The sequence below is a fragment of the Curtobacterium sp. MCBD17_019 genome (genome assembly GCF_003234555.1).
Lineage (GTDB): Bacteria > Actinomycetota > Actinomycetes > Actinomycetales > Microbacteriaceae > Curtobacterium.
In genome coordinates this window covers 354,270-378,785 of the sequence record NZ_QKTT01000001.1, presented here as the reverse complement: position 1 = coordinate 378,785, position 24,516 = coordinate 354,270, and the positions used below count along the sequence as shown (strand labels likewise).

At 72.0% G+C, this 24,516-nt stretch carries 27 protein-coding genes and 1 tRNA gene; 14 read left to right on the top strand and 14 right to left on the bottom strand.

Annotation, left to right across the window (positions count from 1 at the left end; translation table 11 throughout):
• Positions 1–28: 28 nt before the first annotated feature.
• The 3 genes from pepN to DEI82_RS01825 all read left to right on the top strand — a co-directional run bounded on the left by pepN (position 29) and on the right by DEI82_RS01825 (position 4,365).
• Positions 29–2,620, top strand: a complete 2,592-nt coding sequence (gene pepN / locus DEI82_RS01835) for an aminopeptidase N (protein ID WP_111035624.1) — start codon at positions 29–31, stop codon at positions 2,618–2,620.
• Between the two features lie 186 nt (positions 2,621–2,806).
• Positions 2,807–3,844: a mechanosensitive ion channel family protein gene (locus DEI82_RS01830; RefSeq protein ID WP_111009932.1), complete on the top strand. Its 1,038-nt coding sequence runs from the start codon at positions 2,807–2,809 to the stop codon at positions 3,842–3,844.
• 104 nt (positions 3,845–3,948) lie between these two features.
• Positions 3,949–4,365 carry a globin gene (locus tag DEI82_RS01825; RefSeq protein ID WP_258368570.1) on the top strand — a complete coding sequence of 139 codons (417 nt, stop codon included), beginning with the start codon at positions 3,949–3,951 and terminating at the stop codon, positions 4,363–4,365.
• On the opposite strand, the gene DEI82_RS01820 is transcribed toward DEI82_RS01825, so the two are convergent.
• Positions 4,334–5,038 (bottom strand): hypothetical protein, encoded by a 705-nt coding sequence (locus tag DEI82_RS01820; RefSeq protein WP_111009935.1) that lies wholly within the window; start codon positions 5,036–5,038, stop codon positions 4,334–4,336. The two genes, DEI82_RS01825 and DEI82_RS01820, sit on opposite strands and share 32 nt — an antisense overlap.
• Before the next feature lie 76 nt (positions 5,039–5,114).
• On the opposite strand from DEI82_RS01820, the gene DEI82_RS01815 reads away from it, so the two are divergent.
• Positions 5,115–6,002 (top strand): acyl-CoA thioesterase II, encoded by an 888-nt coding sequence (locus DEI82_RS01815; RefSeq protein ID WP_181435066.1) that lies wholly within the window; start codon positions 5,115–5,117, stop codon positions 6,000–6,002.
• Between the two features lie 101 nt (positions 6,003–6,103).
• Entirely contained in the window at positions 6,104–6,844 is a 741-nt protein-coding gene (locus DEI82_RS01810; protein WP_111035593.1) for an SDR family oxidoreductase, read from the top strand.
• 62 nt (positions 6,845–6,906) lie between these two features.
• On the opposite strand, the gene DEI82_RS01805 is transcribed toward DEI82_RS01810, so the two are convergent.
• From DEI82_RS01805 to msrA, 6 genes are all read right to left on the bottom strand, one after another.
• On the bottom strand, positions 6,907–7,374 hold the full coding sequence (locus DEI82_RS01805) for a thioesterase family protein (RefSeq protein WP_258368554.1): 468 nt from the start codon (positions 7,372–7,374) through the stop codon (positions 6,907–6,909).
• Between the two features lie 17 nt (positions 7,375–7,391).
• Positions 7,392–9,077 carry an energy-dependent translational throttle protein EttA gene (ettA, locus tag DEI82_RS01800; protein WP_111009941.1) on the bottom strand — a complete coding sequence of 562 codons (1,686 nt, stop codon included), beginning with the start codon at positions 9,075–9,077 and terminating at the stop codon, positions 7,392–7,394.
• A 62-nt stretch (positions 9,078–9,139) separates the two neighbouring features.
• Positions 9,140–9,631: a DUF6993 domain-containing protein gene (locus DEI82_RS01795; protein WP_146242799.1), complete on the bottom strand. Its 492-nt coding sequence runs from the start codon at positions 9,629–9,631 to the stop codon at positions 9,140–9,142.
• A gap of 89 nt (positions 9,632–9,720) precedes the next feature.
• Complete coding sequence (locus tag DEI82_RS01790; protein ID WP_111009944.1) at positions 9,721–10,395, bottom strand: single-stranded DNA-binding protein; 675 nt, start codon at positions 10,393–10,395, stop codon at positions 9,721–9,723.
• Positions 10,396–10,489: 94 nt separating this feature from the next.
• A complete protein-coding gene (locus tag DEI82_RS01785; protein WP_111009946.1) occupies positions 10,490–10,717 on the bottom strand; it encodes a methyltransferase in 228 nt (75 codons plus the stop codon).
• Between the two features lie 54 nt (positions 10,718–10,771).
• Complete coding sequence (gene msrA / locus DEI82_RS01780) at positions 10,772–11,299, bottom strand: peptide-methionine (S)-S-oxide reductase MsrA (RefSeq protein ID WP_111009948.1); 528 nt, start codon at positions 11,297–11,299, stop codon at positions 10,772–10,774.
• 204 nt (positions 11,300–11,503) lie between these two features.
• On the opposite strand from msrA, the gene DEI82_RS01775 reads away from it, so the two are divergent.
• Together DEI82_RS01775 and DEI82_RS01770 are read left to right on the top strand one after the other, a co-directional pair.
• The gene (locus DEI82_RS01775) at positions 11,504–11,767 is read left to right on the top strand and encodes a hypothetical protein (protein WP_111009950.1); all 264 of its coding nucleotides are present in this window, start codon (positions 11,504–11,506) and stop codon (positions 11,765–11,767) included.
• Between the two features lie 85 nt (positions 11,768–11,852).
• Positions 11,853–13,157 (top strand): hypothetical protein, encoded by a 1,305-nt coding sequence (locus DEI82_RS01770; RefSeq protein WP_111035592.1) that lies wholly within the window; start codon positions 11,853–11,855, stop codon positions 13,155–13,157.
• 69 nt (positions 13,158–13,226) lie between these two features.
• Here the strand turns inward: DEI82_RS01770 and DEI82_RS01765 are convergent.
• The 3 genes from DEI82_RS01765 to DEI82_RS01755 all read right to left on the bottom strand — a co-directional run bounded on the left by DEI82_RS01765 (position 13,227) and on the right by DEI82_RS01755 (position 13,974).
• Positions 13,227–13,298 (bottom strand) — tRNA-Arg (locus DEI82_RS01765).
• Positions 13,299–13,364: 66 nt separating this feature from the next.
• Positions 13,365–13,628 carry a thioredoxin family protein gene (locus tag DEI82_RS01760; RefSeq protein WP_111013793.1) on the bottom strand — a complete coding sequence of 88 codons (264 nt, stop codon included), beginning with the start codon at positions 13,626–13,628 and terminating at the stop codon, positions 13,365–13,367.
• 55 nt (positions 13,629–13,683) lie between these two features.
• Entirely contained in the window at positions 13,684–13,974 is a 291-nt protein-coding gene (locus DEI82_RS01755) for an oligoribonuclease (protein ID WP_111035591.1), read from the bottom strand.
• A 110-nt stretch (positions 13,975–14,084) separates the two neighbouring features.
• Here DEI82_RS01755 and DEI82_RS01750 point away from each other — a divergent pair, with 110 nt between their 5' ends.
• The 5 genes from DEI82_RS01750 (at position 14,085) to DEI82_RS01730 (ending at position 18,562) form a co-directional block, all read left to right on the top strand.
• A complete protein-coding gene (locus DEI82_RS01750) occupies positions 14,085–14,516 on the top strand; it encodes a MarR family winged helix-turn-helix transcriptional regulator (RefSeq protein ID WP_111013794.1) in 432 nt (143 codons plus the stop codon).
• A gap of 86 nt (positions 14,517–14,602) precedes the next feature.
• Positions 14,603–15,808, top strand: a complete 1,206-nt coding sequence (locus DEI82_RS01745) for an MFS transporter (protein WP_258368572.1) — start codon at positions 14,603–14,605, stop codon at positions 15,806–15,808.
• 100 nt (positions 15,809–15,908) lie between these two features.
• On the top strand, positions 15,909–16,544 hold the full coding sequence (orn, locus tag DEI82_RS01740; RefSeq protein WP_111013796.1) for an oligoribonuclease: 636 nt from the start codon (positions 15,909–15,911) through the stop codon (positions 16,542–16,544).
• Positions 16,545–16,646: 102 nt separating this feature from the next.
• Complete coding sequence (locus DEI82_RS01735) at positions 16,647–17,711, top strand: beta-ketoacyl-ACP synthase 3 (protein WP_111013797.1); 1,065 nt, start codon at positions 16,647–16,649, stop codon at positions 17,709–17,711.
• Between the two features lie 47 nt (positions 17,712–17,758).
• A complete protein-coding gene (locus tag DEI82_RS01730; protein WP_111035589.1) occupies positions 17,759–18,562 on the top strand; it encodes an enoyl-CoA hydratase/isomerase family protein in 804 nt (267 codons plus the stop codon).
• Positions 18,563–18,568: 6 nt separating this feature from the next.
• Here the strand turns inward: DEI82_RS01730 and DEI82_RS01725 are convergent, their stop codons facing one another.
• Together DEI82_RS01725 and DEI82_RS01720 are read right to left on the bottom strand one after the other, a co-directional pair.
• Entirely contained in the window at positions 18,569–19,513 is a 945-nt protein-coding gene (locus DEI82_RS01725; RefSeq protein ID WP_111013799.1) for an SDR family oxidoreductase, read from the bottom strand.
• Positions 19,514–19,617: 104 nt separating this feature from the next.
• A complete protein-coding gene (locus DEI82_RS01720) occupies positions 19,618–20,601 on the bottom strand; it encodes an NADPH:quinone oxidoreductase family protein (protein ID WP_111035588.1) in 984 nt (327 codons plus the stop codon).
• 128 nt (positions 20,602–20,729) lie between these two features.
• Between DEI82_RS01720 and DEI82_RS01715 the strand changes: the two genes are divergently transcribed.
• Complete coding sequence (locus tag DEI82_RS01715) at positions 20,730–21,953, top strand: beta-ketoacyl synthase (RefSeq protein WP_111035623.1); 1,224 nt, start codon at positions 20,730–20,732, stop codon at positions 21,951–21,953.
• 18 nt (positions 21,954–21,971) lie between these two features.
• On the opposite strand, the gene DEI82_RS01710 is transcribed toward DEI82_RS01715, so the two are convergent.
• Together DEI82_RS01710 and DEI82_RS01705 are read right to left on the bottom strand one after the other, a co-directional pair.
• Positions 21,972–22,964 carry an amidohydrolase family protein gene (locus DEI82_RS01710; RefSeq protein ID WP_111009969.1) on the bottom strand — a complete coding sequence of 331 codons (993 nt, stop codon included), beginning with the start codon at positions 22,962–22,964 and terminating at the stop codon, positions 21,972–21,974.
• Between the two features lie 47 nt (positions 22,965–23,011).
• A complete protein-coding gene (locus DEI82_RS01705) occupies positions 23,012–23,482 on the bottom strand; it encodes a MarR family winged helix-turn-helix transcriptional regulator (protein ID WP_111035587.1) in 471 nt (156 codons plus the stop codon).
• A gap of 56 nt (positions 23,483–23,538) precedes the next feature.
• Between DEI82_RS01705 and DEI82_RS01700 the strand changes: the two genes are divergently transcribed.
• On the top strand, positions 23,539–24,441 hold the full coding sequence (locus DEI82_RS01700; protein ID WP_111035586.1) for an alpha/beta hydrolase: 903 nt from the start codon (positions 23,539–23,541) through the stop codon (positions 24,439–24,441).
• Positions 24,442–24,516 lie beyond the last annotated feature (75 nt).

The window sequence follows — 24,516 nt, the reverse complement described above, 5'->3', positions numbered from 1 at the left end:
GCGCGCTCGCAGAAGGATGGAGCGGCCCGTGCCCGGAGAGAACCTCACCCGAATCGAAGCCCAGGAGCGTGCGGCCGTCGTCGACGTCGCCGCCTACGAGGTCGACCTCGACCTGACACGGGGTGACGAGACCTTCGGGAGCACCACGACCGTGCGGTTCTCCGCGACGCCGGGTGCCGCGACGTTCATCGACGCGATCACCGCGACCGTGCACGCGGTCACACTGAACGGCACCGCGCTCGACGTGGCGGACGTCAACGACGGCGTGCGCATCCGCCTCGACGGCCTCCAGGCCGAGAACGAACTCACCGTCGTCGCCGACATGCGGTACACCAACACGGGCGAGGGCCTGCACCGCTTCGTCGACCCCGTCGACGGCGAGGTCTACCTCTACTCCCAGTTCGAGGTCCCGGACTCGCGCCGGATGTTCACCGTGTTCGAGCAGCCCGACCTCAAGGCGACGTTCGCGTTCACGGTCACGGCGCCGTCTCGTTGGCAGGTCGTGTCGAACTCGCCGACCCCCGAACCCCGCGTCGACGGCGACGTCGCGACGTGGACGTTCGCTCCGACCTCGCGGATCTCGAGCTACATCACCGCGCTCATCGCGGGCCCGTACACCGTGGTCCGCAGCGAACTGACGAGCCGCGACGGCCGCACCATCCCGCTCGGGATCTTCGCCCGGCAGTCGCTCGCCGAGTACCTCGACCCCGAGTACGTCTTCGAGACGACCCGCAAGGGCTTCGCCTACTACGAGGACAAGTTCGACGTCGCCTACCCCTTCGACAAGTACGACCAGCTCTTCGTGCCCGAGTTCAACGCGGGGGCCATGGAGAACGCCGGTGCCGTGACGTTCACCGAGACCTACGTGTTCCGCTCGAAGGTGACCGACGCGATCAAGGAGCGCCGCGTCGTGACGATCCTGCACGAGCTCGCGCACATGTGGTTCGGCGACCTGGTCACGATGAAGTGGTGGAACGACCTGTGGCTCAACGAGTCCTTCGCGGAGTGGGCGTCGACGATCGCGACCGCCGAGGCCACCGAGTGGACCGAGGCCTGGACGACGTTCCAGGCGATGGAGAAGTCCTGGGCCTACCGGCAGGACCAGCTCCCGTCGACCCACCCCGTCGTGGCCACCATCAACGACCTCGAGGACGTCCAGGTCAACTTCGACGGCATCACGTACGCGAAGGGCGGCTCGGTCCTCAAGCAGCTCGTCGCCTGGGTCGGGATCGACGCCTTCTTCGCCGGCGTCTCGGCCTACTTCAAGAAGCACGCGCACGGCAACACCGAGCTGCGCGACCTGCTCGCCGAGCTCGAGGTCACGAGCGGCCGAGACCTCTCCGACTGGTCGAGCGTCTGGCTCGAGACGGCCGGGGTGAACACGCTCCGTCCCGAGTTCACGACGGACGACGACGGCGTGATCACCGCGTTCGCGGTGCTCCAGGAGGCCCCGAGCGACCACCCGACGCTGCGTCCCCATCGCCTCGCCATCGGCGTGTACGCGTTCGGCGGCGACGCCCACGAGGAGGCCGTCCACCCGTTCGGCGCGAACGCCGCGTCCGCCGGTGGCAAGCTCGAGCGCACGCACCGCATCGAGATCGACGTCGACGGCCCGCGGACCGAGGTCCCGGAGCTCGTCGGCGTGCACCGCGGGGACCTCGTGCTGCTCAACGACGACGACCTGGCGTACGCCAAGATCCGCCTCGACGAGGACTCGCGCCGCACGGCGGTGGAACACCTGGCCGCCATCGCGAACCCGCTCGCCCGGTCGATCGTCTGGGGTGCGGTGTGGGACGCCACCCGCGACGCTGAAGCGCCGGCGAGCGACTACGTCCGTCTGGTCCTCGGCAACATCGCCACCGAGACCGAGTCGACGACCATCCGGACCACGCTGTCGCAGCTGCTCCTGGCCGCCCGGAGCTACGTCGCGCCCGCGAAGCGAGAGGCCACCGTCCGCGAGGTCGGCGACGCCCTCTGGCAGCTGGCGGCGACGGCGGAGGCCGGATCCGACGCCCAGTTCCAGTTCGTCAAGTTCTTCGCGCAGATCGCGTCGACCCCGGAGCACGTCGCCACGCTGCAGGGGCTCCGGAGCGGTGACGTCCTGCTCAACGACCTGACGATCGACACGGACCTGCGCTGGGAGTTGCTCGAGGGGCTCGTGCTCAACGGCGCCGCGGGCGAGTCCGAGATCGCCACGGAGCTCGCCGCCGACCCGACGGCGAACGGTGAGCAGGCCGCGGCGCGCGCGCGGGCGACCATCCCCACCGCCGAGGGCAAGCTCACCGCGTTCTCGTCGCTCGTCGACTCCGACGCCCTGCCGAACGCGATCGTGCGGCAGACCGCGGTCGGGTACCAGCACGTCCTCACGCCCGTCGCGCTCGAGGGCATCGTGTCGCGGTACTTCGACGCCCTGACCGAGATCTGGGCCAACCGGACCTACCACATCGCGGAGACCCTGGTGGCGGGCCTCTACCCGGCGCCGCTCGCGAGCGTCGAACTCCGCGACGCCACGCAGGCATGGCTCGACACCCACCCGGAGACCCCGGCGCTCCGCCGCCTGGTCGTCGAGAACCTCGCCGGTGTCGAACGGGCGCTCGCGGTCCAGGCGGCCGACGCCTGATCGAAGGGAGCGGCGGCGGGAGCCCCCGCCGCCCCTCTCTCGGGTACTCCACCCGCTCCTGGGATCCTCTCCAGGGTGTCATCCTCGTGACAGGCCTCGGGACCCCTGAGAACACCGTGTGACCGCGCCTCGGCCGGGCGCAGCTGAACGTCCGGCCGAGGTCCATCCCCTACCATCGCTCGGACCATGCTCCTCGCCGCGACATCGACCCCATCCCCCACCGACGAAGCGAAGACCATCGTGACGAACGCCTTCACGCAGTTCGTCGACACGTGGCACACAGCGATCACGATCGTGATCGTCGTGGTCCTCGCTGTCGTCCTGCGACTGTTCCTGCGCCGGGTCATCCGGAACCTCGTCGACCGCATCGTCAACGGTGTGAAGCGTCGGCAGAACGTCGAGGACACGCAGGCCCTCATCGCGTCGCCCCTGCAGACCGCGCGTGTGATCCAGCGCACCCGGACGCTCGGCAGCGTGCTCGAGAACGTCGCGACCGTGGTGATCGCCGTCGTGGCGCTCGTCATCATCGCCAGCCAGTTCGGCGCCAACCTGCTGGGGCTCGTCGCGGGGGCGTCGGTGGTCGCCGCGGGCCTCGCCGTCGGGGCGCAGAGCATCGTCAAGGACCTGCTGTCCGGGATCTTCATGATCATCGAGGACCAAGCCGGCGTCGGTGACGTCGTCGACACGGGTCAGGCCACCGGCGTGGTCGAGAACGTCGGCCTGCGGGTCATGCAGGTCCGTGACGTCAACGGGATCCTCTGGTTCGTACCGAACGGGCAGATCCTCCGCGTCGGGAACATGTCGCAGGGATGGTCCCGCGTCCTCGTCGACGTCACCGTCCCGTACGAGACGGACATCGACGCCGTCGAGGACGCACTGCTCGGCGCGGCGGTGGCGATGGCGCAGGAGACCCGCTGGCGGCAGCGCATCGTCGAGAAGCCGGAGATCTGGGGCCTCCAGACGATCACCGACGGTGCGATGGTGTTCCGGCTCGTCATCAAGACGCGCGCTGCCGAACTCGACGCCGTCGGCCGGGAGCTCCGGGTCCGCCTCAAGAAGGCGGTCGACGACCTCGGCGTGACGCTGCCCGCCATGGCGATGATCATGCCCGCCGGGTGGGAGAACGCCACCTCGATCAACGGCGCTCGCCCCCCGCGCACGCATCCGACGCCCGTCACCCGACCGTCCCGCAAGAAGGCCACGGCGCCCCGGGATCCGGCATGAGCGGCGACGGCACCGAGCGCCCTGGCGTCGGCGTCGGCGTCGGCGTCGGCGTCGGCGTCGGCGTCGGGCCGCAGCCGATCACGCTCCGCGTCGGCTCGGGCGGCGTGACCCCGGGCGGCGAGCTCTTCCACCGGATCGGCGGCGCCCCGACGTTCGACCGGCTCGTCCGCGCCTTCTACGAGGGTGTTCAGAGCGACCCCGTCATCTGGCCGATGTACCCGGCCGAGGACCTGGAGGGCGCGATCTCGCGGCTCTCCCTGTTCCTCCAGCAGTACTGGGGCGGACCGACGACCTACTCGGAGGAGCGCGGGCACCCGCGGCTGCGGATGCGGCACATGCCGTTCCGCGTGACCCCGGATGCGCGGGACCGCTGGTTGCGGCACATGCGCGCCGCTGTCGACGGTCTCGACCTCGCTCCGATGGACGAGGCGATGCTCTGGGCGTACCTCGAGCGCGCGGCGCACGCCATGGTGAACGCCGCGGGCGACGTCAGCGGGACAGGCTCCACGCCCGACGCTTGACGAGCACATGGCCGCGGGTCGTCGTCAGGCGGCTCCACGGCCCCGTCTCGAACAGACGGACGGGTTCACCCTCGGCCAGGAACCCGAGGCTCTCGGCCGCGAACGCGGCTCCAGCGGGCAGGTGCTCCTCACCGTTGACGGGCCTCCCCCAGACCTCGGCGCGGACGCGGCGCACGACGGCGTCGCCGGCGGCCGTCGGGACGGCTTCTGCCACCTCGGCCATGCCCTCGCGCGCGACCCGGCGGAGCGTGCGGGCATCGATGTCGAGCTGCGCGACCCAGCCACCGCGGGGCGGCGAGATCGCGGCCCAGGTCACGGTGTGGACCTCGAGCGGGAGCTCAGCCGTGACGGCGGTCGCCGCGGTCGGGTCCAGTCCGCGTTCCTCCGCGGAGCGGTGCTCCTCGACGAGCGCGTCGAGCCGGTGGACGAACGACGCGATCGGGACGACGGCGTCGAACTCGACCGGGTCGGCCAGCGCGAACGTCCGGAGTCCGAGCACCGTCGGCACCTCGTCGAGCAACCCGACCGGGTAGAGGATCGCCGTGTAGACGGCGAGGACGCCGCCACCGGCGATGAGCCGCACCGATCCGTCCTCCACCCGGGAGGCCCGCCCCAGGTAGGTGCGGAGGTCGCCGAGGGAGGTGGTGTCGGGAAGCGTGAACGACGGGCTCATCAACGGTCGAGGATAACGGACCACGCCCCCGGACCGCTGGGGCACCCCGCTCGGGTGGCTCGTAGACTACGGGGCGATGAACGGCCCAGCGCACGGAGGCCCGACGACGGGCGAACCGGACTTCATGCCCACCCTCCGGCTCGTGGACACGGGTGCGAGCACCGGCGAGGACATCTTCACCGGGTCGAGCCACTGGTCACCCGGCGGCCGGGTGTTCGGCGGGCAGGTCCTCGCCCAGTGCGTCGTCGCGGCGCAGACCACGATCGACGGGCGGGCCATCCACTCGATGCACGGGTACTTCCTCCGGCCCGGTGCCATCGACGAGCCGATCACGTTCGCCGTCGAGCGGATCCACGACGGCCGCTCCTTCGCCACGCGTCGGGTCCAGGCGTACCAGCGGGGTGTGCCGATCTTCTCGATGATCGCCTCGTTCCAGACGCCCGACACCGGCGTGGAGCACCAGGACACGATGCCCCTGAACGTCCCCGACCCCGAGTCCCTCCCGTCGGCCGCCGAGCTCCTCGCCGGGATCGACCACCCCGTCGCCCGCCACTGGGCGAAACGGTCGATCGACGTCCGGCACCCCGGAGGGCCGGTGTTCATCGAGGTGACCGGTGAGCGCGTCGCCCACCAGGCCGTCTGGCTCCGGGTGGCCGGTCACCTGCCCGACGACCCCGCCCTCCACCGTGCCGTGCTCGGTTACGCGAGCGACCTGTCGATCCTCGAGCCGATCATGCGGCGGCACGGCCTGGCCTGGGGCACGCCGGGCGTCAAGAGCGCGAGCCTCGACCACGCGATGTGGTGGCACCGCGACGGCCGCGCTGATGACTGGGTGCTCTACACGCAGGAGTCACCGAGCGCGCAGAGCGGCCGTGGACTGGCGATCGGCCGGATGTTCGACCGTTCGGGCCGCCTGCTGACCACGGTCGCGCAGGAGGGCATGCTCCGCGTGCCCGGGGCCTGAGCGGGGGTCTGACGGTCCCAGGAAGACCCGACGACTCCCCCACGGCTCCGGGCGCGCCCACGATGCTCATGTCCCCGTCACCAGACAGAGAGCAGAGCACCATGGACATCAACGGACGCAGCGTCTTCATCGTCGGAGGGACCTCCGGCATCGGCCTCGGACTCGCCAGACGGTTCGCCGCGGCGGGCAGCACCGTCGTCGTCGGCGGGCGGAACGTCGACCGTGTCGACGACCTCGAGACCGTCGTCGTCGACGTCACCGATCTGGCCTCCGTCCTCCACGCACGCGACACCGTCCTGCGGGACCACCCGGACCTCGACGTCGTCGTCACGATGTCGGGCGTGATGCTCCTCGAGGACCTCCGCGATCCGGCCCACTTCGCGCAGACCGCGGTGACCGTCGACGTCAACCTCCTCGGGACGATCCGGGTCATCGACGCGTTCACGCCGCACCTCATCGCGCGTGGCGGCGGTGACCTCATCACGGTGACGTCGGGGATCGCGTTCCTCCCGTTCCCCCTCATGGCGAGCTACGCGGCGTCGAAGGCCGGGGTGCACGCGTACTCGGAGGCCCTCCGCGCGCAGCTCGCCGGCACCGGGGTCGCCGTCACCGAGCTCGTCCCGCCCGCGGTCGACACGGGTGACCAGGACGCGGTCAACCCCGCGGCCCTGCCGCTGGAGGGGTTCCTGGACGAGGTGACCGACCTGCTCACCCAGGACCCGACGCCCCACGAGATCCTGGTGCAGGGCGTGCAGATGCACCGCTGGGCGGAGCGTGACGGCACGTACGCGGACCTCGTGGCACGACGGTCGGCAGCGCTCGCGAACCTGCCCGGGCGCTGACCGGCAGCCGAACCCGGCAAGCGGGTCGTGGGCGGCGGCACCGGCCGTCGCCCACGACGGTCCTACGGGCGCGAGAACGCCACGGGCTCCTCGCGGTACGCCTCGCACGCGGCACGCTCGACGTCGGTGAGGCGGCGCGGGCGGTTCGTCTCGGCGTCGACGAGCACGAGCGAGGTGGTCGCCCGGGTGAACACGACGAAGGGGTCGGTACCGGCGGGCGAGCAGACCTCGTACGAGACGTCGATGCTCGCCCCGCCGATCCGCCCGACCCACATCTGGATGTCGAGCGGCCGCCGGAGGTACGGGATCGACTGCAGGTACTCGAGCCGCTGTCCGGCGATCACCGTCAACGTCCCGGATCCGGGGCGACCGTCGATGATCGGCGGCGGCGTCTCGGACGTGCCCTCGAGTTCCTCGGGGTCCGGCGCCCAGAACGCGAGGATGCGTGCTTCCTCCAGGAGCCGGAGCATCGCCGAGTTGTTGACGTGCCCGTACGCGTCGATGTCACTCCACCGGATGCGGACGGGCACGCGCAGTCGTGCCACCGTCAGTCCCGCGTGAGCTTGCGGTACGTCGCCCGGCCCGGCTTGGCGGCATCGGCGCCGAGGCGCTGGATCTTGTTCTCCTCGTACGCCTGGAAGTTGCCCTCGAACCAGTACCAGTTCGGCACGCCGTCCTCGTTCACGCCCTCCCACGCGAGGATGTGCGTCGCGATGCGGTCGAGGAACCACCGGTCGTGGGTGATGACCACGGCACAGCCCGGGAACTCGAGGAGGGCGTTCTCCAGGCTGCCGAGGGTCTCGACGTCGAGGTCGTTCGTCGGCTCGTCGAGGAGCAGGAGGTTGCCGCCCTGCTTGAGCGTCAGCGCGAGGTTCAGTCGGTTGCGCTCCCCACCGGAGAGCACGCCGGCCTTCTTCTGCTGGTCCGGGCCCTTGAACCCGAACTGCGACACGTACGCGCGCGACGGGATCTCCGTCTTGCCCACCTGGATGAAGTCGAGGCCATCGGACACGACCTCCCACAGGTTCTTGTTCGGGTCGATGCCGCCGCGCGTCTGGTCGACGTACGAGATGTCGACGGTCTCGCCGATCTTGAGGTCGCCGGCGTCGAGGGGCTCGAGGCCGACGATCGTCTTGAACAGCGTCGTCTTGCCCACGCCGTTCGGGCCGATGACGCCGACGATGCCGTTGCGCGGCAGCGTGAACGACAGGTTGTCGATGATGATCCGCTCGCCGAACTGCTTGTGCAGCTTGGCCGCGTCGATGACCTGCGAGCCGAGGCGGGGCCCCACGGGGATCACGATCTCCTCGAAGTCGAGCTTGCGCGTCCGCTCGGCCTCGGCCGCCATCTCCTCGTAGCGGGCGAGGCGGGCCTTCGACTTCGCCTGGCGGCCCTTCGAGTTGCTCCGCACCCAGTCGAGCTCGTCCGACAGACGCTTGGCGAGCTTGGCGTCCTTCTTGCCCTGCACCTCGAGGCGCGCACGCTTCTTCTCGAGGTACGTCGAGTAGTTGCCCTCGTACGGGTACAGCCGCCCGCGGTCGACCTCGGCGATCCACTCGGCGACGTGGTCGAGGAAGTACCGGTCGTGGGTCACGGCGAGGACGGCGCCGGGGTACTGCTGCAGGTGCTGCTCGAGCCACAGCACGCTCTCGGCGTCGAGGTGGTTCGTCGGCTCGTCGAGCAGGAGCAGGTCGGGCTTCTGCAGCAGGAGCTTGCAGAGGGCGACGCGACGCTTCTCGCCACCGGAGAGGTGCGAGACGACCTCGTCCGCCGGCGGGCACTGGAGCGCCGCCATGGCCTGCTCGAGCTGCGAGTCGAGGTCCCACGCATCGGCCGCGTCGATCTCTTCCTGCAGGGTGCCCATCTCGGCCAGGAGCGCGTCGAAGTCGGCGTCCGGCTCGGCCATCTGGGCGGAGATCTCGTTGAAGCGGTCGAGCTTGGCCTTGATCGGGCCGACGCCTTCCTGCACGTTCTCGAGGACCGTCTTGTCCTCGTCGAGCTCCGGCTCCTGCATGAGGATGCCGACCGTGAACCCCGGCGTGAGCTTGGCCTCGCCGTTCGACGGCTGGTCGAGGCCGGCCATGATCTTGAGGATCGTCGACTTGCCAGCGCCGTTCGGGCCGACGACGCCGATCTTGGCGCCGGGCAGGAACGACATCGTGACGTCGTCGAGGATCAGTTTCTCGCCGACCGACTTGCGGGCGCGGACCATTTGGTAGATGTACTCAGCCATGTCTCGTCCAGTCTACTGAGGGGTACGGAGGACAGCGGGGGCGGTGATCACCACCCCCGGCGTCATTGGATGCTCTCGGTCTTGCCGATCAGGCACTTGCCCGTGCTGAGCACGGGAGCCGTCTCGCTCACGAACGCCGCGCCGCGGAACTGACCGATGAGGCAGGTGGACCCGACGAGCACCGACACCTGGATCGAGTCGGCGGCGCGACCGATCGAGGTCGTGTCCGGCGTGATCTGCATCGCCTTCTTCGGGAACCCCGCGTTCACGAGGGAGTTCACGATCGCCGCGTCGTCGGGGTGCGCGTTCGACGTGGTGAGCGTGTGCGCGGCGTCGTCGAACCGGCCCTTCGCCGCGATGGCGGCGGCGTCCATCGTCGCGGTCGGGACGGGGACGTCCGTCGGGGTCGAGATCGCCGTGGCCGTCGTGCTCGCGGAGACGCTGCTGCTCGGCGGTGCGGACACCGTGTCGTGGTCACCGCCGCCCGTGCAGGCGCTCACGCCGATCCCGGCGAGCATCGTGATCGCCAGGACCATCGGGAGCCTGCCTCGCATGGACGCGTCCTTCCTGCGACGGCGGTCCCCCCGGCGGCGCCGCACCAGTGTACGGGCAGGACCCGGGCGGGCCGGGAGACCACTGCCCGTCACGCCGTGGCATCCACCGCGAGGGCCGAGGGGTCGTGACGGTCCGGGCCAGGGGCCGGTGCGGCGTCGTCGTCGGGCACGACGCCGTCGGGGCCCACGCCCGCGAACTCCGGTGCCACGAACATCCCCGGTGTCGAGGCGAGACCGTCGCCATCCGGGCCGCCGTCGTCCAGGTTCCCGTCCATGGAGCCAGCGTCGTCGGCACCGGGCGTCGCCCCCAGCGCGCCGGCTGCGACCTCGACCGCGACGGCACCGGCCACCGCGCGTTCCTCGGCCGACGGCGCGTCACCCGGAGCCGCCATCTCGTCGGCCGTCTGCCGCGGCGTGCGGCGCCACTGACCGCGCCCGTAGGCCAGGTCGTGCCCGATCGCGTCGGCGTCGATCTCGACCGCGAGCCCCGACCGGTCCTGGCGCTCCCACGTCCGGACCCGCAACCGCCCCGCGACGAGCACCCGGTCCCCCTTGACGACGGAACCGGTGCAGTTCGACGCCAGGCTGCGGAACGCGGTGACCGTGAACCAGTTCGTGTCGCCGTTCACCCAGGCGGAGTTGGCGCGGTCCCACCGCCGCGACGGCGACGCCAGTCGGAAGCTCGTGATGGCCAGGCCGGTCCCCGTGACGAGGTGCCGTGGTTCGGTCGCGACGATGCCGCGGATGGTGATCGTGTCGTTCATGCCCCGATCGTCGGGCCTGGCCCGACGCGGCGAGGCGCTGTCGACCACACCGGTGGACAACCGCCCCGACCGGTCCCTTGGGGACGACGTCCGGTCAGTGGGCGCGGAACTCGGGCCGCTCGGCCAATGGCCCGAGCGCCGCGTGCACGGCACGCTTCGCCGACTCGAGCGTCGGGTACGACGCGTGTCGGTCCTCCCGGCCGTACAGCGCGACGCGGAACCCGGCTTCGGTGCGGTGGATGCTGCCCACCGCACCGGCCGGTCCGATCGCGACCCAGGTGTCCGTCGTGCGTGTGGTGACACGCTCGTCCGTCGTCGTCATCGTCGACCACCTCCTCGTGGTCCCGCGCCGTCCGACGACCGGATCGGTGTCCGGCTACGACGCCAGGATGTACTGAGCGTACGCCCGGCGCACCTTGTTCACCTTGGGCACCGCGACGGCCATGCAGTAGCCCTGACCCGGGTTCTTCGCGAAGAAGTCCTGGTGGTACTCCTCGGCCCGGTAGAACTCCGTGAGCGGCTCGATCGTCGTGACGATGGTGCCGTCCCAGATGTCAGCCGCACGCTCGATCGCGCGCTCGAACAGGGCACGCTGCTCGTCGTCGGCCGGGAACATCGCCGACCGGTACTGGGTGCCGACGTCGGCGCCCTGACGGTTGAGCTGGCGCGGGTCGTGCAGCGTGAAGAAGACGTCGAGGATGACGTCGGCGGGGATCACGGTCTCGTCGAAGGTGACGGCGACCGCTTCGGCGTGCCCGGTCCGGCCGGTGCACACGAGCTCGTACGAGGGGTCGGCGACCGTCCCGCCGACGTAACCGGACACGACGTCCTGCACGCCCTGGAGCGTGCGGTACACCGCGTCGAGACACCAGAAACAACCACCTGCGAGCACGAACGTCGTCATGGGGGCAACCTACCTTCCGCGGCCGGGCGACTCCCGGCTGGGTGGTCAACGACGACGGGCCCCTCGCCATTCCCCGGCCCGCCCTCCACACGGGAGGCACGGCGCCCGTCGTCCACACCGGTCGCGGTCGCGCGCTGCGCTGTCGGCGGGTGCTCCTAGCGTCGTCGTCGAGCCGGGAACCGCCTGGCGGACGAGGAGGCGACATTGGAGACGACAGCAGCTCCCTGGCGGATCGGGACGCCACGGCCGGTCGCGCGTTCCCGTGGCGGCCTCCGCGTCCTCGACGTGCGTGAGGACCTGAGCCGGGTGACCCGCGCGAACGGCGAGATCGTCGGGTACGTGGACCGCGTCGAGGTCGCGGGCGCTCCGGCGTACCGAGCGCGCCGATACGTCCCCGCCGAGCGTCGCTTCGTGGCGCTCCCCACGGTGTGGGACCCGGACGACGCCGTCGACTGCCTGCGCTGGTGACACCGATCGGACCCTCCGCGGGGCGGTTCTCCGCAATGGCCTGTCGCACGCCGACGGCGCCGTGAGCCATGGATATGGTGCGCACATGCAATGGTGGAACAGCTTCATCGACTGGTCGGGTTCGGCCCATGGTTGGCGACTCATCTCGGGCGCGATCATCCCGTTCGTCGCGATCGTCGTCGCGGGCATCATCGCGGCCCTCATCGGTCGCGGTGCCACCAAGCGCGTCGTGGCGATGCAGGAGCGCGAAGCGAAGAACGCCGCCGTCGCCGGCGTGATCTCCGCCGCGCGCAAGGCGGCGACCTGGGGTGCGCTGGGCCACGACGAGCGTTCCTACGCGGATCACCTGGCCGAGGACGCCGACATCCGGCTGCGGCTCCTGCCCGTGGTCGGTGCACCCGTGGCGGCGAACTGGGCGCAGCACGAGATCGCCGACATCAAGAAGCACTCGTCGACCTTCAGCTTCCAGGCCGAACAGTCGCTGTCCGAGTTCCGTGACCGGATGCTCGAGTGGCAGGCGCGGCCGTCCAGGGCACGCAAGCTGTTCCGCGCGGACCTGGAGCGCTGGAAGTTCGAGAGCCCGGACCCCGACGCCGACCTCGTCAAGCGCCAGCAGGAGTGGAACGCGGACCAGACCGACGCGGTACGGGCGGGATCCGGTGCCGAGCGCGGTGCCACGACGACGCCCCTCCGCGCCGGGCGCTCGGACGCGACGGGCACGACCGCGACGGGCACGACCGCGACGGGCACGACCGCGGCGAGCGGGACCGCCGACGGCGCCGCCGGTGGGGTGACGGTCGGTTCGGGGACCGCTCCGCGTCCGGCGCCGATCGCACCGGTGCTCCCCCGTGTGGATCGCAGCCCCCTGCCCGACCGCAGTGCTTCGGCAGCTCGCGGCACACTGACCGACCGCAGTGCTTCGGCAGACAGCAGCGCCCCGGCGGACCGCGCCCCTTCGGCACGGCCGGTCGGGACGCCGGAGCGCGAGGCGGGAGCCGACGGATCGGCAGCGGTGGCGCCGTCCGGCACGGCAGTGTCCGGTACCGGCGGGACCGAGGCGGACCGGCAGACGGCCGTGGTGCCGGCAGTGGCCCTCGCACGACCGTCGACGTCGGAGCGTCCGGCGACCCAGTCCCCGACCGCGGCCCCGGCCCAGGTCGCCCCGGTGAGCGCGGATGAGTCCGGCGAGCAGGGCCGACCGGCGGGCGAGCTGACGGACCCGAAGGTCGACGCGGCCGGGCCCGCGACCACGAACACGACGTCGATCTCGACCCGCATCGCCGACGCGCCGGTCGAGCCGGCCGATCCCGACGAAACAGACGAGGCGCCGTATGGTTCGCCGGTCAGCGCAGCGGAACTCCGACGCCGGGCCGACCAGGACGACGACTGATCGAGCGCGCGCTCAGACGGACCACATGGACGGCCGCTCCCTCGACGGGGGCGGCCGTTCGTCGTCGCGCGCCCCCGGCAGGATTCGAACCCGCGACAGGATGGGTAGAAACCATCTGCTCTTCCACTGAGCTACGGAGGCCTGCGAGCGATTGTACGGCGTGGCCGTGGACGGCGACGGGTCGCATGCCGGGACGGCGGGGACGCGTCAGGGCAGCGCGCGGGCGAGCGCCGTCAGCAGCTGGTCCGGTCGTGGGACCCCTGCAGCGCGGAACACCTCGTCGCCGTCCGCCGCACTGATGACGATGGTCGGCGTGGAGCGGATGCCGAGCGCCTCGACCCGATCCGGGTGCGCCGCGACGTCGAGCTCCCGCACCTCGAGCGCGGGGACGAGCCGCTGTGCCTCACCGACGACCCGTCGTGCCGCGGCGCAGGGGGCGCAGAACGCGGACGTGTACAGGTCGAGGTGCATGCGGGGCCGAACGCGATCCGGCCGGCCTCCATTCCCGGAGGCCGGCGGACGCGGGTCAGGGGCGGTCGAACTCGCCGGTGCGGTCGCCCCGGTTCTCGAGTGCGTCGACGGGGTCCGAGTGCTCGGCGTCCCAGCGGTAGTCGACGTGCACCTGGTCGACGACCTGCTTGGCGTTCTCGGCCTTGTAGGTGAACGCGGTCTCGAGCCCGTCGACGATCGCGAACGCCGTCACCTCGTCGTCCCACGTGTCGGTCGTCGCGGTGCGGGTGTCCGTCGTGCCGTTGAAGGGGCCGTCGTGGTAGATGGCGGTGTACTCGTCGCCCTCGTGGATGGTGATGTCGCTCATTCGTCCCTTCTACCAGTCGGGGCATCGAGCGGCCCGCGCATCGGGCACCACGAGGACGGTCGGGAGGACGGCCCTTGTCCGATACATAGCTCGGCTATAGAATTGTCGGCATGGACGATCGCGAGGCCACCATCGAGGCGCTCCTCGTGTCCGTGAATCGACTGATCCGTCGCGCTGCCCGCGCCAGCGGCAACACGACCTCGTCGGCCGTGTGGCGGACCCTCGGCATCCTCGACAGCGACGGCACGATGCGCCTCGGCGAGCTCGCCGCGGTCAGCCGGGTCAGCCAGCCGACGATGACCAAGCTCGTCGCGGGCATGGTCACGGACGGCCTCGCGAGCCGGACCACCGACCCGGAGGACTCCCGGGCCGGCCTCATCACGATCACCGACGCCGGTCACCAGGCCATCCGGGACTGGCGCGCCACCCTCGCGCGCGAGGTCGGTCCGCTCTTCGCGGACCTCGACCCCGACGAGTGGGACACCCTGCACCGAGCAGCGACCCTCGTCACGGCGCGGGTCAGGACGGAGACACCCGCGTGACGGACCACGCAGCACCGACCGGCACCGGCCACGGCCCCACCGGCCACGGCAGCACCAGCAGCAGCAGCAGCAGCAGCAGCAGCAGCATCCTCAAGCAGTCCTCGGCGGTCTGGGCGATCGCCTTCGCCTGCGTCGTGGCGTTCATGGGCATCGGGCTCGTGGACCCGATCCTCCCGGCGATCGCGCAGTCCCTCAAGGCCACGCCGACGCAGACCGAGCTCCTGTTCACGAGTTACCTCGCAGTGACGGGCGTCGCGATGTTCTTCACGAGCTGGGTCTCGAGCCGGATCGGCGCGAAGAAGACGCTCATGATCGGGCTCGCGCTCATCGTGCTGTTCTCGGTGCTCGCCGCCACGTCCGGCAGCGTCTGGCACATCATCGACTTCCGCGCCGGGTGGGGGCTCGGCAACGCGCTCTTCATCTCGACCGCGCTCGCCACGATCGTCGGTGCGGCGTCGGGCGGGACGGCCTCGGCGATCATCCTGTACGAGGCGGCGCTCGGGCTCGGCATCGCGATCGGTCCGCTGGTCGGCGGGCTCCTCGGGTCGATCAGCTGGCGCGGGCCGTTCTTCGGCGTGACGACGCTCATGGCGATCGCGTTCGTGGCGATCCTCGTGTTCCTCCGGGGCAACGGGGTGGAGAAGCCGTCGCCCACCCCGCTGTCCGCCCCGTTCCGCGCGCTCGGCCGTCCGGCGCTGGCCGCCCTCGCCGCGACCGCGCTGTTCTACAACATCGGCTTCTTCGTGCTCCTCGCCTACACGCCGTACCCGCTCGGCTTCGACGCGCTCGGCATCGGCTTCACCTTCTTCGGTTGGGGTGTCGGCCTCGCGGTCACCTCGGTGTGGGTCGCGCCGATGCTGACGGCCCGGCTCCGGCGCACGTCGGTGCTCCGGCTCGCGCTGCCGCTGCTGGCGCTCGACCTGTTCGCGGCGGCGGTCGTGGTGCACAGCCAGGTCGGCCTGGTGATCTGCGTGGTGATCGGCGGTCTCGTGCTCGGCGTGCTCAACACCGTCCTCACCGAGAGCGTCATGGAGGCCACGGACCTGCCCCGTGCCGTTGCGTCGAGCGCCTACTCGGCCGTCCGGTTCATCGGCGGCGCGGTGGCCCCGCCGGTCGCGACGCTGCTCGCGGACGCGATCGCCCCGAGTGCCGCGTACGTCTTCGCCGGCGCGTCCGTCACGGTCGCCTTCGTCGTGACGCTCGTCGCGGCGCGCGCACTCCGCCGCGTCGACGACGGACCCGAGCCCCAGCGCATCGAGGCGGAGGCCGTCAGCGCCGGCGAGGTGAGCTGACCACCGGACGTCCGCCGCGCCTCCCGACCGCACGCGGCCCGGCCGGGAGGCCCGACCCCGCCCCCCAGGACCGTCACCGGACCGGCATAGGATCGAGCACATGTCCACGTCACACGACCGCCTCGTCTGGATCGACTGCGAGATGACGGGGCTCGACCTCGACGCCGACGAACTCGTCGAGGTCGCGGTCGTCGTCACGGACTTCGACCTCGAGCCGGTCCACCCGGGCTTCGACATCGTCATCAAGCCGAACCAGTCGGCACTCGACAACATGAACGACTTCGTGCGGAACATGCACACGACCTCGGGCCTCATCGACGAGATCCCGAACGGCGTGAGCCTGGCCGACGCGGAGTACCAGGTGCTCGAGTACATCCTGCGGCACGTCCCCGCCGAGGGCTCGGCACCGCTGGCGGGCAACACGATCGGCACCGACCGGTCGTTCCTCGCGCGGTACATGCCCCGGGTCGACAACCACCTGCACTACCGCAGCGTCGACGTGTCGAGCATCAAGGAACTCTGCCGCCGCTGGTTCCCGCGCGTGTACTTCAACGCACCGGAGAAGCACGGCGGCCACCGCGCCCTGGCCGACATCCTCGAGTCGATCCGGGAGCTCGAGTACTACCGGCGCGCGGGGTTCGTCCCCGAGCCGGGGCCGGCCACCGAGGACGTGCGCGGGATCGCGGAGCAGGTCGTCGACAAGTGGGAGTCCCGGCTGGCCGCACCGCAGGCCTGACCGGCAGCGCGGCGCCGGACTGTCCGCTCGACGCGGACGCCCCGGACTGGGGTCACCAAACCCCGAGCCGGGCCGCCTCGAACACATAGCGTGTCCAGCACCATGCGCAGCGCGACCACCACCACGGCCTCCCGCATCATCAGCGTCGGGGGCGTCCGCGGGGACCTCGTCGTCCCGAACGACGACCTCGTCGGTCCCATCGACTCGTCCGACGAGTGGATCCGCCGCCGCACGGGGATCGTCACGCGTCGGCACGCGCGCAAGGAGGTCCTGGTCGAGGACCTCGCCGAGCAGGCCGGGCGCAGTGCGATCGAGGCCGCCGGGATCGACCCCGAGCAGGTCGACGTCGTCATCGTCGCGAGCATCTCGTGGATGCAGACCACGCCCGCGATGGCGCCCCTCGTGGCGCATCGGCTCGGCACCGGACCCGGCACCGCCGCGTTCGACGCCAACGCCGCCTGTGCGGGCTACTGCTACGGGATCGGCCAAGCGGATGCGATGATCCGCTCGGGGCTCGCCCGGCACGTCCTGGTGATCGGTGCCGAGAAGATCTCCGACTTCATCGAGCCGACCGACCGCACGATGTCGTTCATCATGGGTGACGGCTCGGGTGCCGCACTCGTCGGACCGAGCGACACCCCCGGCATCGGCCCGACCGTGTGGGGGTCGGACGGCCGCCTCAACGGCGCGATCGGGCTGACGCACTCGTGGCTCGACTTCAAGTACGCCGCCGACGACGAGCGCGTGCCGTGGCCGACCGCGCGCCAGGACGGACCGAGCGTGTACCGGTGGACGCAGACGGCGCTGCCGGAGCTCGCGCTCAAGGCGATCGCGGACGCGGGCCTGACCCCGAAGGACATCGAGGTCTTCGTGCCGCACCAGGCGAACCTCCGGATCGTCGAGGGACTGCACGACCGGCTCGGACTCGCCGACGACGTCATCGTCGCGCGCGATATCGTCGACACGGGCAACACGTCGTCCGCGTCGGTGCCGCTCGCGACCGAGCGGCTGCTGCGTGAGGGACTCGCGCAGCCGGGCCAGATCGCCCTGCAGTTCGGGTTCGGCGCCGGGCTGGCGTACGCCGCGCAGGTCGTGCGGCTGCCCGAGCACGTGGGCGTCGCCGGACCCGGCGCGCCCGTCCCGGTCGCGGAACCGGTCGCCGTGTGAGTCCCTGGACGTCGGCGGGCGCCGCGCCTGCCGAACCGAGGAGCACCGTGACCGCGCACCAGACCACCGTCGTCGTGACCCGCCCCGCGCCGGGCGTCGTCCTGGCGACGCTGTCCCGCCCGGAGCGGCTCAACGCGATCACGGTCGGGATGTTCGCCGAGCTCGAGGAGCTCGCCGCATCGCTCGCCCGCGACGAGCACGTCCGCGTGCTCGTGCTCACGGGCGCCGGCCGGGGGTTCTCGTCCGGCTACGACCTCGACGAGGCGAAGGAGCTCCCGCAGCTCACCGCCATGGGGATGCTCGCCCGCCAGGAGGCCGCGGCACGCGCGCTCGTCGGCCTCCGGTCCCTGCCGATCCCCGTCGTCGCGGCGGTGAACGGTCCGGCCGCCGGTGGCGGGTTCTCGCTGGCCCTCGCGGCGGACATCCGACTCGCCTCTCCCACGGCCACCTTCGTCGCGTCGTTCGTCCGGATCGGCCTGTCCGCCGGTGATCTCGGGTTGTCCTGGCTCCTCCCACGCGTGATCGGGTCGGGCCGCGCCGCGGAGATCACGTTGACCGGTCGCGCGGTCGACGCCGCCGAGGCGGAGCGGATCGGACTCGTGTCCCGCGTCGTCCCGGCGGAGTCCCTGCTCGAGGAGGCGCTGGCCACCGCGGCCGCGATCGTGGGGAACTCGCCGTCGGGCGTCCGGTTCTCGAAGCGAGCGCTGCAGCACAACCTCGAGATCGGGTCGTACGCCGCGGCGGTCGAGTACGAGAGCCGAGGACAGGCGCTGCTGTCCCGGACCGCGGACATGGCCGAGGCGCTCGACGCCTTCCTGAACCGACGCCCGCCCGAGTTCACCGGGCAGTGACCGCCCCTACCGCTGGTCGGCCCCGGCGCCCTCCGCCTGCTGCGCCTTCGTCGCGGCCGCAGCGGCCTTGCCCCGAGCGCGGATCGCGGCCCAGTCGTCCGCGGTGAGGTGGGTGAGGTCCGAGAACGTCGACGGTCCGGCGAGCCGCTGCCCGCCGTCCATCGCGATCGTCTCGCCGGTCAGGTAGTCACACGCGTCGGACAGCAGGAACATGACGAGGTTCGCGACCTCGTCGGGGCGCCCGAACCGGCCCGCGGGGACACCGCGCACGTCGGTGGCCCCGATGACGGAACTGTCCCCGGGGTCGAGGACGTCCCAGGCGAACTCCGTCGGCACCGGACCGGGCGCCACGGCGTTCAACCGGATCCCGTAGTGCGCCCACTCGACGGCGAGCGACATCGTCATCGCGTTCACGGCGGCCTTCGACATCGCCGACGGCACGACGTAGGCCGAACCGGTCTCGACCCACGTGGTCAGGAGGGACACGACGGCGCCGGGGAGGCCCTCGCGGATCCATCGGCGACCGACGGCGTGCGTGACGTGGAACGAGCCGTTGATCACCGTCGAGGTCACCGCGGCGAACGCGCGTGCGGACAGCGACTCGGTCGGGGCGATGAAGTTCGCGGCGGCGCCGTTGACGAGCCCGGTGAGGGGACGACCCCCGGCGTGCATCCGGTCGACCGCGGCGTCGACGGCCTCGGCGTCACGCACGTCGACCGAGTCGACGACGATCCGCGACGGGTCACCGAGCATCGCGATCTCGCTCGCGGCGGCGTCGAGCACGGCACGGCGGCGGCCCCAGAGCACGACCTCGGCCCCGTGGGCGACGAGGGCGCCCGCGATCGCCTTGCCCAGGCCGGACCCGCCGCCGGTCACGAGGATCCGATCGCCCTCGAGGAGGGTCGGCGAGTAGGGATCGCGCCGCTCACCGTCCGCTGGTCCACGTGCCAAGGTCCACCACCGTTCCGGTCCACCTGGCAGCCGGTGTCGTTCGGGTCGACACCGTGTCACTGCCGTTCAGCACGCTACCAGGAGGGCGGTCCCCGCCCGTCCGGTCACGGGCCGGTGACGACCACCTTGCCGAGGGCGTCGCGGGACTCGATGAGGCGCATCGCGTCGGCGGCCTCGACGAACGGGAACACACGCCCGACGACGGGGTGGATCCGTCCCGCCGCCATGAGGTCCTGCACGGCGTCGCGGACCATGCGCAGCGTGCCGGGGTACTCGGCGTCCATGGTGTCCATCGAGATCCCCGTGACGGACAGGTTCCGCAGGAGCAGCCGGTTCACCCGGACCTCGGGGATCGAACCGCCGGCGAACCCGATGACGACGAGCATCCCACCCGTGCGGAGCGCCCGCAGCGAGTCGGTGAAGCGGTCGCCGCCGACGGGGTCGAGCACGGCGTCGACCCCGTGGCCATCGGTCAGGCGCAGGACGTCGTCCTTCCAGGGGCCATCCGACCGGATGACCTCGTGGGCACCCGCCCGGCGCGCGAGCTCCGCCTTGTCGTCCGACGAGACGACCGCGATCGCGCGGACGCCGAAGGCGTCGGCGAGGTCGAGCAGGGCTGTCCCGACGCCGCCGGCCGCGCCGTGGACGAGCACCGTGCCTCCCGGACGGACGCCCGACCGGTGCAGCGCGAACCAGGCGGTCGAGTAGTTGAGGTACACCGCCGCCCCCTGGGCGAACGACATGTCGTCGGGGAGTTTCGCCGTGTAGTCCGGCGCGACGACCGCCCGCTCGGCCATGCCGCCCCAGAACACGATGCTGCCGACGCGGTCGCCCTCCGCGAAGCCACTCGCCGGGTCCGCCTCGACCACGACACCCGCGATCTCGCTGCCGAGCACGTAGGGGGTGGGCGTGCCGTACTGGTAGCGGCCCCGGCTCTGCAGGACGTCGATGACGCTCAGGCCCACCGCACGGACCTCGACGACGACCCGGACGCCGCCCGCACGGTGGTGGTGGTGTCCGGGTTCCGGGACGTCTCGGACGACCGCCGCGTCGGGACCGTCCAGCCGCTCGATGACGATCGCCTGCACCCGTCGAGCCTAGCCGCGGCTCCGAACACGGCGGGACCGCTCGTTGGAGGATCACCACCGTCCGGTCGCCGAACCGTGGTGGGACCTCCACCGATTCGACCCCCGGACCCGCTGCGAGGATGGACCGCATGACCAGCACCCGCGTCGCCGTCACCGGCCTCGGCGCCGTCTCCCCCGTCGGCGCCGACGCCCCGAGCACCTGGGCGGCGTTCCTCGCCGGTCGCTCCGGTGTCGCCCTGATCGAGGACGACTGGGCGGCGGAGCTGCCGGTCCGCATCGGTGCGCGCGTCGACGCGGACCTCGGCGCGCACCTGACGGTGCGCGAGACGAAGCGCATGGACCGCGCGGAGCAGATCGCCATGGTCGCCGGCCGGGAGGCGTGGGCCCACGCCGGGTACGACGGCCCCCTCACCGACGACGACCGGGACCGCGCCGCCGTGGTCGTGGGCACCGCGATCGGCGGCCTGCACTCGACCATCGAGCAGCAGCACGCGCTCGAGCGGTCGGGATCCCGGAAGGTGCTCCCCCACACCGTCACGATGATGATGGCGAACGGCGCGGCGGCCTGGCTCTCGATGGCGATCGGCGCCCGCGGCGGAGCCAGTGCGCCCGTGTCCGCGTGCGCGTCGAGCACCGAGGCCCTCGGGCAGGCGCGGATGCTCATCGCGTCCGGCGCGGCCGACGTCGTGCTCGCCGGCGGCACCGAGGCCTGCGTCGAGGGCCTCACGCTCGCGGCGCTCGCCCAGACCCGCGCGTTGTCGCGGCGGCAGGACGACCCGAGCCGTGCCTCCCGGCCGTTCGCGGCCGACCGCGACGGCTTCGTGCTCGGCGAGGGGGCGGCGATGCTCGTGCTCGAGTCCGAGGACCACGCCCGCGCACGCGGCGCCCGGGTGCTCGCGTGGCTCGACGGGTCGGCCGTGACGAGCGACGCCCACGACATCGTCCAGGCCGACCCGGACAACCAGGCGCGCACCATGACGCTCGCCCTGCGGGTGGCGGGTGTCCCCGGGTCCGAGATCGGGTTCGTGCACGCCCACGCGACCTCGACGCCGCTCGGGGACCTCAACGAGTCACGCGCGATCCTGTCGTCCGTCGGGGCGCACCCCGTCGTGACGTCGACGAAGTCCATGACGGGGCACCTGCTCGGGGCGTCCGGCGCGCTCGGGGCGGTGGCCGTGGTCGAGGCCCTGCGGACCGGGACGGTCCCGCCGACGACGAACGTCGACGCCGTGGACCCCGAGGTCGAGGTCGACGTGGCGACGACACCGCGGACGGTCGACACCGGGGTCGCCCTGCTCAACTCGTTCGGCTTCGGCGGCCACAACGCGTCGCTCGTGTTCGCGCGGGCGTAGGGCGGGCCTCCCGCGGAGCTACCGCGCCACGTCGTCGCCGAGCCCGAACACGCGCCGTGCGTTGCCGCTCGTGAACGCCTCGCGGTCGGCGTCCGAGTCGAACTCGGCGAGGAACCGCTCGACATCCGCGCGCGTCGGCCGCTGGAACGGGTAGTCGGTCGAGAACACGAGGCGGTCGACCGACGTGACGGTCAGGGCGTGCCGGAGGAGCGCGGGGTTGAACATGCCCGACGTCGTCACGACCACGTTCGACCGCAGGTACTCGACCACCGGGCGGTCGAGCCCAGCGGTGCGCGCGAGGCTCTGGATGCGGTCGACCCAGAACAGCAGGAGTTCGCCCCAGTGCCCCAGGACGATCTGGAGGTCCGGGTGCCGGTCGAACGTGCCCCGGGCGATCAGACGGAGCGCCGCCACCGCGGCCTCGAGGTGCCAGCCCCACCCGAAGGTCGACAGCGCGAGGTCGGTCATCGGGTCGAAGCCGGAGTAGGACGCCTCGCGCACGGCCCGCGGTGGGATCTGCGGGTGGATGAACACCGGGAGGCCCCGGGCGGCCGCCACGGCGAACAGGTCGTCGTACCGTGGGTCGTCGAGGGGGACGTCGCCCGTGCGGCCGTAGACCATCGCCCCGACGAACCCGAGGTCGGCGGCTCGCTCGAGCTCGGCGACGACCGCGCTCGGCTCCGCCATCGGCAACGTCGCCATCGCACGGAAGCGGTCGGGACGGCGTGCGACCGCGGCGGCCGCGGCCTCGTTGAGGTCGCGGCTCGTCGCCACCGCGTCGGCGGGGTCGAGTGGTCCGGTCGCGGGCGGGGCCACGGACAGGACCTGCAGGTCGACCCCCTGCTCGTCCATGACGGCGAGGCGCGCGGCGTCGAGGTCCTCGAGCAGGGCGAGGGTGTCCCCGTGCTCGTTGAGGACGAGGCTGTCGTCCCGACGGTCCCCGGGGAGCCGTTCGAGGGCCTGGCGGAGGTCGGGGGTCGTCCAGTGTTCTTCGATGGCGATGACGGTCACGCTCCGGAGCCTGCCACGTGGGCGCGCCGCGGGTTCGTCGCGCGCCCCTAGCCCACGGGGACGCCGATGCGGTCCGCCTCGAGCGACCGCCGGAGCGCGGCGAGCGCCGCGCCCGTCGCGGCGACCTGGTCGTCGTCGAGCACCGGTGCGAGGAGGGACTCGAGCAGCGCGTCGAAGGTGCGCTCCGCCTCGGCGACCAGCTCCGCCCCGCGCCCGGTGAGCCGGAGGAGCGAGGACCGGCCGTCCACCGGGTTGGGGACGCGCGTGACCCAGCCCCGGCCCTCCAGGCGGTCGACCCCCTTGCTGATCGCGCCGATCCCGGCGGCGATGGTGCGGGCGACGTCACCGACCCGTGCATCGGGGTGCGCGCGGAGGTACCGGAGCATCTCGAACTGGGACGCGACGATGCCGTGGTCGGTGCGGAGCCGGTCGGTGAGGGCGTTGTAGACGCGGGTCTCGCACCGCACGAGGTCGTCGAAGAGCGCCGCGCGGCGGGCGGTTGCCGATGTACTTGCCATGACATACAGTCTACCTTGCATGCCACGGCATGCAGTTTCCGAACGAGGAGGACGACATGACGCGAGCAGCACGACGGGCCCTGGACACGGCACTGCGGGCGACGGCACACGAGGACGAGCCGAGATCGATCGAGGAGATGCGCGCCGATTTCGCCGCGCTGATGGCCCGGTTCCCGGTCCCCGGCGGCGTCCGGCGCAGCGCGGTCGAACTCGGCGGCCGCCCGGCGGTCCTCGTCGAACCCGAGGGTGAGGCCGGTCCGGGGACGATCCTGTACTTCCACGGCGGCTCCTGGCTGCTCGGCTCCCCCGACACGGCGATGGCCCTGACCACGGAGCTCGTGCTGCGGACCGGCGTCCGAGCGGTCTCGCTCGACTACCGGCTCGCGCCCGAGCACCCGTTCCCCGCCGCGATCGAGGACGGTGTCGCGGCCTTCCGCGACCTCGTCGACCAGGGCGAGGACCCCGCGACCATCGCCTTCGCGGGCGACTCCGCGGGCGGCGGCCTGAGCGTCACGACGAGCATCGCGGCCCGGGACGCCGGCCTGCCGACGCCCGCCGCGATCGTCGCGTTCTCGCCCGGACTCGACCACACCCGCACGGGTGCGTCGATGACCACGAAGGACGGCGTCGACCCGTTCCTCACCGCGGCCGGCATGCGCCGGACCGGAGCGCTCTACCTGGCGGGCCAGGACCCGTACCAGCCACTGCTCGCCCCGGCGGTGGTCGGCGACCTGACGGGCCTGCCGCCGATGCTCCTGCAGGTCGGGACGAACGAGGTGCTCCTCGACGACGCCGTCCGCCTGGCCACCCGGGCCGTGGAGGCCGAGGTCGACGTGGTCCTCGACGTCACCGCCGACGTGCCGCACGTCTTCCAGACGTTCGTCGGGACGCTCGACGAGTCGGACCGGGCGCTCGACCGAGCCGCGCTCTTCCTGACGCAGCACCTCGCGCGGGGCTGACCGGCGGTCAGCGGCGCGGCACGGCGCCCCGCGGGGCCTCGCGCGTGCGGATCGGACCTCGCGTGGTGTCGGTGG